Below are 14,591 nucleotides of genomic sequence, written 5' to 3'. Positions count from 1 at the left end.
CCCCGCACCCACCGAGGCGGGTAGCGCCGGGCCATGCCCGGCGGATGCGGATCACCCGGTGTTCTGCACACCCTGCGAGACACCATTCACGCAGGCCACCAGCGCGCGCAGCAGTTCTTCGTCCTCCCGCCCGCTTGCGCGCCAGCGCTGCAGCAGGTCCACCTGCAGCACGCTGATCGGATCGACGTAGGGATTGCGCAGGCGGATCGACAGCGCCAGCCGCGCATCGTGCTCCAGCAAGGTCTGCTGGTCCATCAGTGCCAGCAGCCAGCGGCGGGTCAGCGCCAGTTCGTGCTGGATCTGCGGGAAAAAGCGCCCGTGCAGGTCACCGGAGAGACGCGAGAACTGTTCGGCGATGGTGATATCGCCCTTGGACAGCACCATTGCGATGTCGTCCAGGAAGGTGCGGAAGAACGGCCAGTCGCGCGCCATGTCGCGGAGGACAGGTTCATGGCCGGCATCCACCGCCGCCTGCAGGCCGCTGCCCACGCCATACCAGCCGGGAATCACCGCGCGGGCCTGGCTCCAGGCGAATACCCACGGGATCGCACGCAGGTTGCCCAGTGCCGCATCCTGGCCGAGACGACGCGACGGCCGTGAACCCAGCGTCATCCGCTCGATGACATCGATCGGCGTCGCCGTACGGAAGTAATCCATGAAACCCGCTTGGCCGACGAAGGCGCGATAGACCTCGCTGCTGGCCGTGGCGACCACGTCCATCACCGGTCGCCAGCCCTCCTCGCGGGGTTCCGCGGCACGCGGACGCAGACTGGCCCGCAGCACCGCACCGGTGGCCTGCTCGAGCGATCGCAGCGCCAGCGCGCGGATGCCGTACTTGCGGTGGATCACCTCGCCCTGCTCGGTCACGCGCAGGCGACCATCGATGCTGCCACGTGGCGACGCGTCCACCGCGTGCGTGGTCTTGCCACCGCCCCGGCTGATCGAACCACCACGGCCGTGGAAGAAGGTCAGGCGGATGCCGGCCTCGGCCGCCACGTCCAGCAGTTCCACCTGCGCACGCTGCAGGCCCCAGCGCGAAGCGGCGATGCCGCCGTCCTTGCTGCTGTCGGAATAACCCAGCATCACCATCTGCACATCACCGCGTGCCCGCAGATGAGCGCGATAGACCGGATCGGCCAGCAGGTCACGCAGCGTCGCAGTACCGCGCTTGAGATCGTCCACCGTCTCGAACAGCGGTGCGATGTCCAGCGGCACCGCGCCGTCCTCGTCAGCCAATCCGCCACGGCGCGCCAGCGCCAGCACGGCCAGCACATCGCTGCGATCATGTGCCATCGAGATGATGTAGCTGCCCAGCGCCTCGCTGCCATGCCGCGCGCGCGCGTCGGCCAGCGCCGCGAACACCGCATCCAGTCGCTGGTTGCCCTCGTCGTCGCCCACCGGCAGCGGCTGCTCGCCGCTGGCGTGTGGCCCGAGCAGGCCGGCGCGGGCCAATGGATCCAATCCCTCCCACGCCGCTTCGCCGCCCAGCACCGCCGCCAGCGCGCGCGCATGCACGCTCGATTCCTGCCGCACGTCCAGCCGCGCCAGATGGAAGCCGAACGTCTTCACCCGCCACAACAGTCGCTGCACGGCGAATCCGCCGGCATGCTCGCCACGGTTGGCACGCAGGCTGTCGAGGATCAGCTGCAGATCGTCGATCAGCTCGTCCGGGCCTGCATAGGCTCCCTCTGCATCGTCCAGGGTGGCCTGCAGGCGCGCACGCATGCGGTCGTTGAGCAGCCGGTACGGCATGTCGGCGTGCCGCGGGCGCGACTGCACCTTCGGCAACAGCTGCTGGTAGTGCGACACGCGCGCCTGCAGCGCATCGCTCACGCCCACCCGCTCGGTGGACTGGCTGAGCAGGCTGGCCAGCTGCAGCAGCTCCTTCTGGTAGCGCCCCAGCACTGCCTGTCGCTGGGCATCGAGCGTGCTGCGGATGGTGCGGGCGTCCACGTTCGGGTTGCCGTCCATGTCGCCGCCCACCCATGTGCCGAAACGCAGCAGGCGCGGCAGCGCCAGTTCTTCGCCATAGGTATCACGCAGCGCCTGCTGCAGGGATTCGTACAGCACGGGTATCACCCGGTACAGCACCTGCACAAGATAGAAGCCGACATGCTCGCGCTCGTCATCGACCGTCGGCCGCACCGGCGAGGAGTCGGTGGTCTGCCAGGAAGCGGTCAGCGCCATGCGGAAGCGTGCAGCATCCGCTGCCGCCTCGCCCGGCGTGCGCTGGCCGTCGAGGTTGTCGACCAGGCTGGCCACCATCAGCTGCTCTTTCTCCAGCAGTGCGCGGCGCACGGCTTCGGTCGGATGCGCAGTGAACACCGGTTCGATATCGATGCGCGGCAGCCACTGCGCCAACTCATCCAGCGTCACGCCCTGCGCCTTCAGGTGCTGCAGCGCATCCTGCAGGCCATCCGGCTGCGGCGCGGCAGTACCGGCGCGCTGGTAGTCGCGGCGGCGGCGGATGCGGTGCACGCGCTCGGCAATGTTGACCACCTGGAAGTAGGTGCTGAATGCCCGCACCATCGTCTCGGCCTGCTGCGGCGTACGACCGGCCAGGCCATCGGCCAGCTCCGACAGCGGCGCCTGGTTTTCGCGGCGGGCGATGGCCCGCGTGCGCACATCCTCGACATCGTCGAGGAAGGTTGCCGAAACCTGCTCGACCAGCAGGTCGCCGACCAGCGCGCCGAGCCGGCGCACGTCATCGCGGAGCGGAAGATCGGGAGAAGCAAACTCGATGCTGCTGCGGTACTCGTTCATCGGCGACGCACGGGCCTCGGTCAACGGATCCTGGATCCAAGCCTATCCCAGATCGGGGGCTGTGCTGCGATGCAGAAATGGTTTCATCTGCATGCAACGCCAGCGCTGCCGATGTGGAATGCAACCGCGTCGGGGCGGCCCCCTCGCAGGGGCCGCCGGCATGCACGTGTCAGCGCTTCTTCTTCGCCTTGCCCGAGGCTGCCGGGCCGATGGTCTGCTCCAGCCAGCGCTCGCTCTCGGCCAGCATGGTCATGATCGATTCGCGTGCACGATAGGCGTGTGATTCGTTCGGCAGCATCACCAGGCGCGCCGTCCCTCCGAGTCCCTTCACCGCGGCGAACATGCGCTCGCTCTGCATCGGGAAGGTGCCGGAATTGTTGTCATCCACGCCGTGAATGAACAGGATCGGATCCTTGATCCGGTCCGCATAGTTGAACGGCGCCATCTTCTGATACACGTCCTGCGCCTGCCAGTAGTTGCGCTCTTCGGCCTGGAAGCCGAACGGCGTCAGCGTACGGTTGTAGGCACCACTGCGGGCGATGCCGGCCTTGAACAGGCGCGTATGCGCAAGCAGGTTCGCGGTCATGAACGCACCGTAGGAATGGCCGCCGATGGCGATATGGTCGCGGTCGGTCACGCCACGGCGCACCACTTCGTCCACCGCAGCCTGGGCATTGGCCACCAGCTGTTCGATATAGGTGTCGTTGGGTTCCTTGTCGCCCTCGCCGATGATCGGCATCGAAGGACTTGCCAGCACCACATAGCCCTTGGCCAGGAAGGCCTGCGGGCCCCAGTAGCTGATCGCGTTGAAACGGTACGGCGAATCGGTGACCTGGCTGGCGGCCGCGGCGCTCTTGAACTCGCCCGGGTAGGCCCACATCAGCAGCGGGCGCGGGCCGTCGCGCGTGGGATCGTAGCCCGGCGGCAGCAGCAGCGTGGCCGTGAGGTCCACGCCGTCGGCACGCTTGTAGCGGATCTGCTCCTTCTGCACGCCCTTGAGCTGCGGCAGCGGATGCGGGAAGTGGGTCAGCGCGCGCGATGCCGCGCCGGCATCGGTGAGCGACTGCACATGGAAGTTGGTCGGCTCGTCCGGGCTTTCACGGCTCAGCAGCAGCGAGCTGCCCTGGTTGTCCAGCAATGCCACCGGCACCGAATAGTTCGGCGCCTGCGAGTGGAACAGGCGGGTGGCCTTTCCGCTGGCGATGTCGAAGCGGTCCACGAACGGACGGTCACCTTCCGGCGAAGCACCGGCACCAACCAGATACAGGCTGCCACCATCGGGGCTGGTCTGCAGCAGCGAGCGGCCGCGATCGTCGCTGGACAGCTGGGGCCGGCCAGGATCGGAATAGCGGTCCTGCGCATCACGATCCCACAGCAGGCGCGGCTCGGCACCGGCGTTGTCCGGGGCAATCAACCAGGTCTTGGTCCTGCGGGTCTTCCACCACGACTCGGTGAGCAGGGCCAGGTCGCCACGGCCCCAGCTGATGCCGGCCAGACGGCTGCCGAGCTGGGCCAGCGTCACCGGCGGCCTGTCGAACGGGGCGGCCTGCATCAGCACCGCGTCGCGCACCTTGGCGTCGCGGTTCGGATCACCACCGTCCTGGGCTTCGGCCCAGACCAGTGTGGCATCGGCATCGCCGCGCCAGCTGATGTCGCGCACGCCGGTCACTTCGGCGTCGTTGCCGGTCGGCAGGCCTTCCACCAGCGGGCGCACGGCCACGGTGTGCACCAGTTGGCCGCTGGCACGGTCGATCACTTCAATGCGGCGCGGGAAGCTGCTGACCGGCACCACATAGGAGTACGGCCGCTGCACCGGCTGGCGCAGCACGAAGCGGCCATCCGGCGACACCGAGAAGCCCATGAAGATGCCCGCCGCGCCGATCGCGCGGGTGCGGCCATCCAGGCTGACTTCCATCGGCTGGGTGGTGGCGTAGTAGTCGAACTGGCGCGCGTCGGCCTCGTTCTTCAGCAGGTCCTGATAGGTACGGATCGACACCACGCCGCCGCCCTGGCTGGTCTGCTGCACGGCGGGGCCGGTGGGAATGCCGTCGGCGGCCGGGGCGGCGCCGAGGTTGGCCGGGCGGGTGAACACCACCAGACCACGGCTGTCCGGCAGCCACTGGTAGCCGCTGCCGATCACCGTGTTCAGGCCGGCGACCAGGCGACGGGCGCTGCCGGCGGCCACATCCACCAGCCATAGTTCGTTGGCGCCGCTGGCGGCGTCCACCTGATTGAAGGCCAGCCACTTCTGGTCCGGCGACCATGCCAGGCTGGCAATCGACAGCGTGCCCGGCAGGCCGCTGATCTGCCGCTCCCTGCCGTCGGCCACGCTCATCAGCCACAGCTTCTCGCCGAAGCTGAAACGGCTGTCGGAGAACGTGCGCGGGTTGATGCGCAGGCCTGCCAGCTTCAGTTCCGGCTGGGCCACCACCTGGATCGACGGCAGCGACGGCATCTGCATCAGCGCGGCCACATCGCGGCGCGGCGACAGGTACAGCGAGGGCGCACGCGGGGCGTCGACCACCGCCTGCAGCTCGGCCGAGGGCAGCTCGTAGCCGTTTGCCCCCTGGGCCTGGGCCGCCGCAGGCTGCGGCGCTGCCGCCCAGGCCAGCGGGGCCACCGCCAACAGGGCCATGGACAGGACCAGGCCGGTCAAGCGCCGGTTGCGGCGTACATGCGTGCTCATCGTTCCACCTGAGGGTGCGTTAAAACCCGACCTTAACAGTCCGTGCACAGGCGCCCATCTGCCGATGGTTGGGTCACGCCGATGAAACACCGGGCGCGCGATATAATGGCCGTTCTCCCCTCCCGAGGGGCGCTGCGACCGGACCCCCATGAGGCCGGCCAGGCTCGGTGAGGTGGCTCTGTAACAACGGCGCCCGGCTAGATGCGAGCACCCGCTCGCCCACAACCGGAGCTACTGCATGAACGCTGTTGCCAAGACCTTCTCCACCGAAGGCGATTACAAGATCCGCGACATCACCCTGGCCGACTGGGGCCGCAAGGAACTGGACATCGCCGAGCATGAAATGCCGGGCCTGATGTCGATCCGCCGCAAGTACCAGGCCGAGCTGCCGCTGAAGGGCGTGCGCGTGACCGGCTCGCTGCACATGACCATCCAGACCGCGGTGCTGATCGAAACGCTGAAGGACATCGGCGCCGACGTGCGCTGGGCCTCGTGCAACATCTTCTCGACCCAGGACCATGCGGCTGCGGCCATCGCCGCCACCGGCACCCCGGTGTTCGCCTGGAAGGGCGAGACCCTGGAAGAGTACTGGGACTGCACCCTGGACGCGCTGACCTTCACCCTGGCCGACGGCACCCTGACCGGTCCGGAGCTGGTGGTCGATGACGGTGGCGACGTCACCCTGCTGATCCACAAGGGCTACGAGCTGGAAAACGGCAGCGACTGGGTCAACACCGCCTCCTCCTCGCACGAGGAACAGGTCATCAAGAACCTGCTCAAGCGCGTGGCCAAGGAGCGCCCGGGTTACTGGGGCCGCGTGGTCAAGGACTGGAAGGGCGTCTCCGAAGAGACCACCACCGGCGTGCACCGCCTGTACCAGCTGGCCCAGGCCGGCACCCTGCTGATTCCGGCGATCAACGTCAACGATTCGGTCACCAAGAGCAAGTTCGACAACCTGTACGGCTGCCGCGAGTCGCTGGCCGATGGCCTGAAGCGTGCCATGGACGTGATGCTGGCCGGGAAGCTGGCCGTGGTCTGCGGTTACGGTGACGTCGGCAAGGGCTGCGCCGCCTCGCTGCGTGCCTACGGCGCACGCGTGGTCGTGACCGAAATCGATCCGATCTGCGCCCTGCAGGCAGCGATGGAAGGCTATGAAGTCAACACCATCGAATCGACCCTGGGCCGTGCCGACCTGTACGTCACCACCACCGGCAACAAGGACATCATCCGCATCGAGCACCTGAGCGCGATGAAGGACCAGGCCATCGTCTGCAACATCGGCCACTTCGACAACGAGATCCAGGTCGATGCGCTGGTGTCCTACCCGGGCATCAAGCACGTGAACATCAAGCCGCAGGTCGACAAGTACGTCTTCCCGAACGGCAATGCGATCTTCCTGCTGGCCGAGGGCCGCCTGGTGAACCTGGGCTGTGCCACCGGCCACCCGAGCTTCGTGATGTCCAACAGCTTCGCCAACCAGACCCTGGCACAGATCGACCTGTGGGCGAACAAGGACAGCTACGAGAAGAAGGTCTACCTGCTGCCGAAGAAGCTGGACGAGGAAGTGGCACGCCTGCACCTGGAGAAGATCGGCGTGAAGCTGACCACCCTGACCCAGGAACAGGCCGACTACATCGGCGTGCCGGTGGAAGGCCCGTTCAAGCCGGACCACTACCGCTACTGATGCCGCGCCCGGGGTCGGTTCCCTTTCCGCAGGAAAGGGCCCCGGCCCCAGCAACGGAAACAGAAAGAACGGGCGCCTTCGGGCGCCCGTTCTGCGTCAGGCACGCCGCTAGCGCCAGCCCACGAGCATCCCGGTAGCGCCGGGCCATGCCCGGTGGCGTGGAGATCGTATTGCCTGCGTGTCGATGAGCAGGCGCCCTGCACCCGCCGGGCATGGCCCGGCGCTACCAGATCACGGCAACAGCCTCGGTCAAGGCAGCCGCGTCGCCCCACGCTACGATGCACCCATGACTCCGGCCATCACCCTGCTCAAGCGCGAGAAGATCGCCCACACCGTACGCAGCTACGTGCACGATGCCCACGCCGAGTCGTATGGTGGCGAGGCCGTCGACAAGCTGGGCCTCAACCCGGCACAGGTATTCAAGACCCTGCTGGCCGGCACCGAAACCCACGAGCTGCTGGTGGCGATCGTGCCGGTGGCCGGCCAGTTGGACCTGAAGGCGTTGGCGGAAGCAGCCGGCTGCCGGAAGTGTGAGATGGCCGCTGCCGACGCCGCCCAGCGCGCCACCGGCTACGTGGTCGGTGGCATCAGCCCGCTTGGGCAGAAGAAGCGCCTGCGCACGTTCCTGGATGCCAGTGCGCAGGTATTGCCCAGCCTGCATGTCAGCGCCGGGCGTCGTGGACTGGAAGTGGAACTGGCGCCGGCCGACCTGCTGCGCCTTACTGCCGGCCATTACGCCGCCATCGGCAAGGCCCGCTGATGCGCTGGCCGTGGTCCGCAGCGCCGATACCCCGGCTCGACGATGCCCAGGCCGACGTGCTGCTGCAGGATCTGCTGTCGCGCGACGCCAGCCGCATCACCGACGCCGCGCGCACGGTTGCGCGGTTGTTCACCCCCTCCTCGCTGGAGGCCCTGGCATCGCACGCCGACCTGATCGAGCGACGCTGCGAGCCCATCGAACTCGGCGGCATGCTGGTCAGCAACCAGGCGCACCTGAAGGCGGCGCTGCGACGATTGCGCTACTGGCAGGCGCGCGAGGGTTGCCTGTGCGCGCTCAACCCCACCTACCCGTTCTTCGATCCCCGGCGCCTGATCGAACAGGGCCACATGCAGCTGCTCTCGTTGCAGGAGGCCGAAGATGGTTGGGGCGATTGCCACACGGTCGCCTGTGCACACTGCGGCCAGCACTGGCAGGCAATCGACCGCGAATACCATTACCCGTGGTGGGAATGGCTTTCCGGCTGAGCGCGGCCGGACCCACGTGACCGGGCTTACGGCCGCCAGTTGGCGTTGTTCTCCCAGAACGCCACCGAACGCTGGTAGGCCTCACGGTCCAGCGGCACGCCGGAACCCCCCTCCTCCACACCGAGCGCATTGCGCATCATCGTGATCGGCGCCATCGGCACTTCTTCCGGTTCGGCGGTGTAGATGCAACCGACGATGCCCCAGTCCGCATCGATCGGTGAGCCCTCTTTGGCCAGCTGCTCAGCGCTGTACAGGATCACCACCAGGTAGTTCGCACGCGGCGATTCGACGCCTTCGAACCAACGCACCAGCACCGGCAGCTCATCGCGGTTGCGCGCTTCGTAGCCGCTGCGCAGCAGGTGGCGGTTGGCATCGGTGACCGGCACGGTCAGGCAGCGCGTGCTGGTCCAGTTCTCGTAGACGAACAGCTTGCAGAACGGCGCGTAGCCGTCGAGCACCTTCAGCGGTGCGTGTGCGTTGAGATACGCCTCGAACTGCTCGGCAGTGCAGTCCTGGATGGTGTTGCCGCGCGGCACGCGCGGGAACAGGCGGGGACGGGCGAAATCGGTAAGGACGATGGACATGGTGTGCGGCGTGATCAGGGATTCAGTGGCACAGGGTACCCGCCCTTCCCCCTTCGCGGCAGGCGCTTCACACATTCATTGCACATCCATCTTGATGAAGCGATATACTGGTTCGCACCCGCCGCCATCGCCCGTGCCATGACCGCCATCAGCTTCGAGTTCTATCCGCCCAAGACCGACGAACAGCGCAGCCAGCTCGACCGTGCCGCGGCGAAGCTGAAGGACTACGCGCCCGAGTACGTGTCCTGTACGTTCGGCGCCGGTGGCTCGACCCTGAGCTACACCTCCGAGACCGTGCGCCATCTCAACCAGCACCACGGCTTCGAGGCGGCGCCTCACCTCTCCTGCGTCGGCGGCACCCGCCAGGAAATCCGCGAACTGCTCAAGCTGTACCGCGCGATCGGCTGCCGCCGGCTGGTCGCACTGCGCGGTGACCTGCCCTCGGGCATGGGCTTTCCTGGCGACCTGCGCTACGCCGCCGAACTGATCGCCTTCATCCGTGCCGAACATGGCAATGCCTTCCGCATCGAGGTCGGCGCCTATCCCGAAACACACCCGCAGGCCTCCGATGCCCTGGCCGACCTGAAGCACTTCAAGGCCAAGATCGATGCCGGCGCCGACGCGGCGATCACCCAGTACTTCTTCAACCCCGACGCCTACTTCCACTTCGTGGATGAAGTGCGCCGGCTTGGCGTGGACGTGCCGATCACGCCCGGCATCATGCCGATCGCCAACTTCAGCCAGCTGCGCCGCTTCTCCGAGCAATGCGGCGCCGAGATCCCGCGCTGGATCGGCCGCAAGATGCAGGCCTACGGCGATGACGCGGCATCGGTGCGTGCATTCGGCGCCGAAGTGGTGGCCAAGCTGTGCCAGCGCCTGATCGAAGGCGGCGCGCCGGGCCTGCACTTCTACACGCTGAACCTGGCCAAGCCGACAACGGCCGTGTTGAAACTGCTGCAGGGCTGAAAGCACGCTGCACGCGTGCATTCGGCGCTACCCTGCGTCGATGAGATCCATTTCACTCCTGCTGCTGCCGCTGCTGCTGTCCGCTGCGCCCGGCGTTGCCCACGGCCAGGCCTCGCGCCTGAACCGCTGCACCGATGCACAGGGCCAGAGCGTCTACACCGACCGACCCTGCGACAGCATCGGCGCGCGATCACGGCTGCCACCTCCCGCTCCTGCCGGTAACCACCTGCCGCAGGACTCGCTGGGGGCGCGCTGCCCGCGCCGCCTGAGCGAGCTGGTACAGGCCCTGCGCACCGGCATCACCGGCAACGACGTGAACCGCTTGTCCTCACTCTATCTCTGGGGGGCGGTGTCCGACGCGGGCGCGCAGCGCATCCTCGGCCAGCTGGAGTCGCTGGCGCGGCGGCCACTGGTGGACGTCGTGCCGGTCTATCCGCAGCAGGCACAGGCCCTTCTCCAGGACGAGGATCCTGCACTGGCCGGATCCGCGACCGAGCCCTCCACGTCGCGCCATCCCGTAGGCCTGCGGCTTGAGCAGACGCTGCCTGGCAGCGCCACCCGCGCCGCGACCGTGCTGGGACTGCGACGTCAGTACGGCTGTTTCTGGATCACCTTGTGACCGGTGGGGTCCGATCCCGGCAATGGGGTCAGAGCCCGGCTGCGCGGGGATCTGACCCCGCGAGCGTGCTCTACTCCGGCCACAGGCTGCGGATGGCGGCGATGCCCTGCCCACCATGGCGGCGCGCCTCAGCGACCTGGCCGCGTGCCATCCCACCCAGCGCGTAGATGGGCAGCGATACCTGTGCACGCAGGGCGGCAAACGCATCCCAGCCCAGCGGCGTTGCCTCGGGATGGCTGGCGGTCGCCTGCACCGGCCCAAGCACGGCGAAGTCGCATCCCAGCCGTTGTGCGGCCTGCAGCTGCTCAAGATCGTGGCAGGAGGCTCCCACCAGCTGCCCATCCGGCAACGGTCGCGCCTGCAGGGACAACAGCTGTTCGCTGCCCAGATGCACGCCGACACCCAGCGAGCGCGCCAGTTCGATATCGCGGTTCAGCAGCCACTGCACCCCGCGCCGGTGCGCACGCAGCGCCTGCTCGATCAGGGCCTGACGGCGAGGATGCTGCAGCGGCAGGCGCAGCTGGATACGCTGCTGGCCGCCACTGACCGCGCGCTGCAGCCGTTCCTGCCACTGCCGTTGACCGGCCTCGTCCTCACCCGGTGCAGGGGTGACCAGATAGCAGTCGGGCTCGCGCAGTGCCGCCACCACCGGCAGGTCGGCCGGCGGCATCGAGTAGCGTCCGAGCTTGTCCTGCGCGACCCAGGTGATGGCCTGGCCTTCGCGACCGCGCGGCGTGCCCTTCCAGCTGCGGACGTGCCGCACTTCCAGCGTCAGGTGCTTGTCCGGGTACCGCTGTGGCACGTCCATGATCCAGTCGCCGACCTCGGCTTCGATGCCCAGTTCCTCGCGCAGTTCACGCACGAGGGCCTGCGCGGAGGTTTCGCCCGCTTCGCGCTTGCCGCCGGGGAACTCCCACAGGCCGGCCATGTCGCGGTTCTCGGTACGACGGTTGAGCAGCACGCGGCCACGGGCGTCGGTGATGACGGCCGCCACGACATGGATCGATCGGGTGGGGGAAGGCATGCAGGGAGCATGCCTACAACAGGGGGACCGGCGCAATCGCGGATCGCGTACTTTCCTGCCCCAGAACGGGAGAGCCCCGCTTTCGCGGGGCTCTCTGGCCGGTCAGCTCAGCTGGCCGTGGCAGTGCTTGTACTTCTTGCCACTGCCGCACGGGCACGGATCGTTGCGGCCGATCTTGGCTTCTTCGCGCTGCACCTGGGCCACGCCCTGCTGCGCGGCCTGCACCTGCGCCGCTTCCTCGTCGGCGCTGTAGCCGCCGGCGTCCTGGTGCTGGAACTGCGACTGGCGCAGGCGTGCCTCGACCTGCTGGCGCTCGGCCGCTTCCAGTGCCTGCACTTCCTCGTCGCTGCGGATGCGCACGCGGGCGAGCAGGGTCACCACTTCGCGCTTGACGTTCTCCAGCATGTCCGAGAACAGCTCGAAGGCTTCCTTCTTGTACTCCTGCTTCGGCTGCTTCTGCGCGTAACCCCGCAGGTAGATGCCCTGGCGCAGGTAGTCCATGCGTGCCAGGTGCTCCTTCCAGCTCTGGTCCAGCACGGTCAGCATCACGTGCTTTTCCAGCGCGCGCATGGTCTCGTCGCCGACGCTGGCTTCCTTCTCGGCGAAGTGCTGGTTGACGCGCTCTTGCACCTTGGCGGCGATGGTTTCGGCGTCCAGTTCCTCGTGCGACTTGACCAGGTCGGTCAGCGACATCTGCATGCCGAACTCCGACTCCAGGGTCGCTTCCAGGCCACGCAGGTCCCACTGCTCGTCCACCGAGTTCGGCGGCACGAAGCGCGCAACGATGTCGAAGACGACGTCGTCGCGGATGCCATCGACGTTCTCCTTCACCGATTCGGCGTCCAGCAGTTCATCGCGCTGGGCGTAGATGACCTTGCGCTGGTCGTTGTTGACGTCGTCGAAGTCCAGCAGGTTCTTGCGGATGTCGAAGTTGTGGGCCTCGACCTTGCGCTGCGCCTTCTCGATCTGGCGGCTGACCAGGCGGTCTTCGATGACGTCGTCTTCCTTCATGCCCATCATGCGCATGGCCTTCTGCACCCAGTCGGAGGCGAAGATGCGCATCAGGTTGTCTTCCAGCGACAGGTAGAAGCGGGACGAACCCGGGTCGCCCTGGCGGCCCGAACGGCCACGCAGCTGATTGTCGATACGACGCGATTCATGGCGCTCGGTGCCGACGATGTGCAGGCCGCCTGCCGCCTTCACTGCTTCGTGGCGCTGCTGCCAGTCGGCCTTGATCGCCGCCTTCTGTTCATCGGTGGCATCTTCGCCCAGCGCATGCAGCTCGGCTTCCAGCGAACCACCGAGCACGATGTCGGTACCACGACCGGCCATGTTGGTGGCGATGGTCACCGCGCCGGGACGACCGGCATTGGCGACGATGGTCGCTTCGCGGTCATGCTGCTTGGCGTTGAGCACTTCGTGCTTCACGCCCGCCTTGCGCAGGTGCTCGGACAGCATTTCCGAGGTTTCGATCGAGGTGGTACCGACCAGCACCGGCTGGCCGCGCTTGGCGCATTCCTCGATGTCGGCCAGCACCGCGTTGAACTTGCCCTTGCGGTTGAGGAACACCTGGTCCGGGCTGTCCTTGCGGATGGTCGGGCGGTTGGTCGGGATCACCACCACTTCCAGGCCGTAGATGCTCTGGAACTCGAATGCTTCGGTATCGGCCGTACCGGTCATGCCGGACAGCTTCTTGTACATGCGGAACAGGTTCTGGAAGGTAATGCTGGCCAGCGTCTGGTTCTCACGCTGCACCGGCACGCCTTCCTTCGCCTCCACCGCCTGGTGCAGGCCGTCGGACCAGCGGCGACCGGCCAGGGTACGGCCGGTGAACTCGTCCACGATCACCACTTCACCATCGCGCACGATGTAGTCCACGTCACGCTGGTAGATGGCGTGCGCGCGCAGGGCGGCGTTGAGGTGGTGGACCACGGTCAGGTTCTGCGCCGCGTAAAGGCCTTCGGTGTCGCCGTTGAGGATGCCGGCCTCGACCAGCAGCTGTTCGGCGTGCTCCATGCCCGCTTCGGACAAGTGCACCTGCTTGCCCTTCTCGTCGACCCAGAAGTCGCCCTCGCCGTCTTCCACTTCCTGCTTGACCAGGTTCGGCACGATGCGGTTGACGCGGATGTACAGCTCCGGGGAATCGTCGGCCGGGCCGGAGATGATCAGCGGGGTGCGTGCTTCGTCGATCAGGATGGAGTCGACTTCGTCGACGATGGCGTAGTGCAGGCCGCGCTGATAGCGATCGGCCTTGGACAGCGCCATGTTGTCGCGCAGGTAGTCGAAACCGAATTCGTTGTTGGTGCCGTAGGTGATGTCGGCGGAATAGGCTTCGCGCTTGTCGCTGTGCGGCATGCCCGGATACACCACGCCCACGCTCAGGCCCAGCCAGTTGTACAGCTTGCCCATCTGCGCGGCATCGCGGCGGGCCAGGTAGTCGTTCACGGTGACCACGTGCACGCCCTTGCCTTCCAGCGCGTTGAGGTACACCGGCAGCGTGGCCACCAGGGTCTTGCCTTCACCGGTACGCATTTCGGCGATCTTGCCCAGGTGCAGGACCATGCCGCCGATCAGCTGCACGTCGTAGTGGCGCATGCCGAGCACGCGGCGACCGGCTTCGCGGCAGACCGCGAATGCTTCCGGCAGGACCTTGTCCAGGGCCTCACCGCCGGCGATGCGCTGCTTGAACTCCGGCGTCTTGGCCTGCAGCTGCTCGTCGGAAAGCTTCTCGATCTCCGGCTCCAGCGCATTGATCTTGGCGACGATGCGGTTGAGCTGGCGCAGCTGTCGTTCGTTACGACTGCCAAATACGCGGGTAAGCAGGCTGTTGATCATTGAAGGAACCGGGTTGGATGGACACGACGCCCGGCCTTCCCTGGGGAATCCGTCCGCCGCAAACGAAACAGGGCGCTTGGCGCCCTGTCGATGGCAACACCCATTGTAGCTTGGGACGGCCGGGAGGGGTTTCAAGCGTCCCGTGCGGCGTGATCGGCCCGGATCCGGCAAACCGGGGTTGATCA

The 14,591-nt window shown here is 67.1% G+C and carries 10 protein-coding genes and 1 riboswitch; of the genes, 5 read left to right on the top strand and 5 right to left on the bottom strand.

Annotated features, from left to right (window positions below; translation table 11 throughout):
* Positions 1 to 51: 51 nt before the first annotated feature.
* Both ppc and N7367_RS13780 read right to left on the bottom strand, forming a co-directional pair.
* On the bottom strand, positions 52 to 2,763 hold the full coding sequence (gene ppc, locus N7367_RS13785) for a phosphoenolpyruvate carboxylase (protein ID WP_279942603.1): 2,712 nt from the start codon (positions 2,761 to 2,763) through the stop codon (positions 52 to 54).
* Between the two features lie 169 nt (positions 2,764 to 2,932).
* Positions 2,933 to 5,449: a prolyl oligopeptidase family serine peptidase gene (locus N7367_RS13780; RefSeq protein ID WP_279942593.1), complete on the bottom strand. Its 2,517-nt coding sequence runs from the start codon at positions 5,447 to 5,449 to the stop codon at positions 2,933 to 2,935.
* 118 nt (positions 5,450 to 5,567) lie between these two features.
* Positions 5,568 to 5,651, top strand: a riboswitch (S-adenosyl-L-homocysteine riboswitch).
* Between the two features lie 36 nt (positions 5,652 to 5,687).
* Between N7367_RS13780 and ahcY the strand changes: the two genes are divergently transcribed.
* From ahcY to N7367_RS13765, 3 genes are all read left to right on the top strand, one after another.
* Positions 5,688 to 7,133: an adenosylhomocysteinase gene (ahcY, locus tag N7367_RS13775; RefSeq protein ID WP_065182797.1), complete on the top strand. Its 1,446-nt coding sequence runs from the start codon at positions 5,688 to 5,690 to the stop codon at positions 7,131 to 7,133.
* Between the two features lie 286 nt (positions 7,134 to 7,419).
* The gene (gene ybaK / locus N7367_RS13770; RefSeq protein ID WP_279942592.1) at positions 7,420 to 7,893 is read left to right on the top strand and encodes a Cys-tRNA(Pro) deacylase; all 474 of its coding nucleotides are present in this window, start codon (positions 7,420 to 7,422) and stop codon (positions 7,891 to 7,893) included.
* Positions 7,893 to 8,378 carry a hypothetical protein gene (locus tag N7367_RS13765; protein ID WP_279942591.1) on the top strand — a complete coding sequence of 162 codons (486 nt, stop codon included), beginning with the start codon at positions 7,893 to 7,895 and terminating at the stop codon, positions 8,376 to 8,378. Before ybaK ends, N7367_RS13765 begins: the two co-directional genes overlap by 1 nt.
* Before the next feature lie 26 nt (positions 8,379 to 8,404).
* Here the strand turns inward: N7367_RS13765 and N7367_RS13760 are convergent, their stop codons facing one another.
* Positions 8,405 to 8,962: a DUF3228 family protein gene (locus N7367_RS13760; RefSeq protein WP_065175850.1), complete on the bottom strand. Its 558-nt coding sequence runs from the start codon at positions 8,960 to 8,962 to the stop codon at positions 8,405 to 8,407.
* A gap of 138 nt (positions 8,963 to 9,100) precedes the next feature.
* Between N7367_RS13760 and metF the strand changes: the two genes are divergently transcribed.
* Positions 9,101 to 9,928, top strand: coding sequence for a methylenetetrahydrofolate reductase [NAD(P)H] (gene metF / locus N7367_RS13755; RefSeq protein WP_053516480.1), 828 nt, complete (start codon positions 9,101 to 9,103; stop codon positions 9,926 to 9,928).
* A 40-nt stretch (positions 9,929 to 9,968) separates the two neighbouring features.
* Positions 9,969 to 10,547, top strand: coding sequence for a DUF4124 domain-containing protein (locus N7367_RS13750; protein ID WP_111186308.1), 579 nt, complete (start codon positions 9,969 to 9,971; stop codon positions 10,545 to 10,547).
* Between the two features lie 70 nt (positions 10,548 to 10,617).
* Here N7367_RS13750 and N7367_RS13745 read toward each other — a convergent pair whose 3' ends face one another.
* Positions 10,618 to 11,571: a Nudix family hydrolase gene (locus N7367_RS13745; RefSeq protein WP_053516444.1), complete on the bottom strand. Its 954-nt coding sequence runs from the start codon at positions 11,569 to 11,571 to the stop codon at positions 10,618 to 10,620.
* A gap of 102 nt (positions 11,572 to 11,673) precedes the next feature.
* Positions 11,674 to 14,406, bottom strand: a complete 2,733-nt coding sequence (secA, locus tag N7367_RS13740; RefSeq protein WP_279942590.1) for a preprotein translocase subunit SecA — start codon at positions 14,404 to 14,406, stop codon at positions 11,674 to 11,676.
* Positions 14,407 to 14,591 lie beyond the last annotated feature (185 nt).

The sequence above is a fragment of the Stenotrophomonas sp. GD04145 genome (assembly GCF_029835135.1).
Classification (GTDB): domain Bacteria; phylum Pseudomonadota; class Gammaproteobacteria; order Xanthomonadales; family Xanthomonadaceae; genus Stenotrophomonas; species Stenotrophomonas maltophilia_P.
The sequence above is the reverse complement of the archived record's forward strand: the minus strand, read 5'-3'. Positions and strand labels throughout refer to the sequence as shown.

Excerpts from the sequence above, each read along its gene's own strand:
- ppc (WP_279942603.1), bottom strand. The coding sequence starts at position 2,763 with ATGAACGAGTACCGCAGCAGCATCGAGTTTGCTTCTCCCGATCTTCCG.
- N7367_RS13780 (WP_279942593.1), bottom strand. The coding sequence starts at position 5,449 with ATGAGCACGCATGTACGCCGCAACCGGCGCTTGACCGGCCTGGTCCTG.
- ahcY (WP_065182797.1), top strand. The coding sequence starts at position 5,688 with ATGAACGCTGTTGCCAAGACCTTCTCCACCGAAGGCGATTACAAGATC.
- ybaK (WP_279942592.1), top strand. The coding sequence starts at position 7,420 with ATGACTCCGGCCATCACCCTGCTCAAGCGCGAGAAGATCGCCCACACC.
- N7367_RS13765 (WP_279942591.1), top strand. The coding sequence starts at position 7,893 with ATGCGCTGGCCGTGGTCCGCAGCGCCGATACCCCGGCTCGACGATGCC.
- N7367_RS13760 (WP_065175850.1), bottom strand. The coding sequence starts at position 8,962 with ATGTCCATCGTCCTTACCGATTTCGCCCGTCCCCGCCTGTTCCCGCGC.
- metF (WP_053516480.1), top strand. The coding sequence starts at position 9,101 with ATGACCGCCATCAGCTTCGAGTTCTATCCGCCCAAGACCGACGAACAG.
- N7367_RS13750 (WP_111186308.1), top strand. The coding sequence starts at position 9,969 with ATGAGATCCATTTCACTCCTGCTGCTGCCGCTGCTGCTGTCCGCTGCG.
- N7367_RS13745 (WP_053516444.1), bottom strand. The coding sequence starts at position 11,571 with ATGCCTTCCCCCACCCGATCGATCCATGTCGTGGCGGCCGTCATCACC.
- secA (WP_279942590.1), bottom strand. The coding sequence starts at position 14,406 with ATGATCAACAGCCTGCTTACCCGCGTATTTGGCAGTCGTAACGAACGA.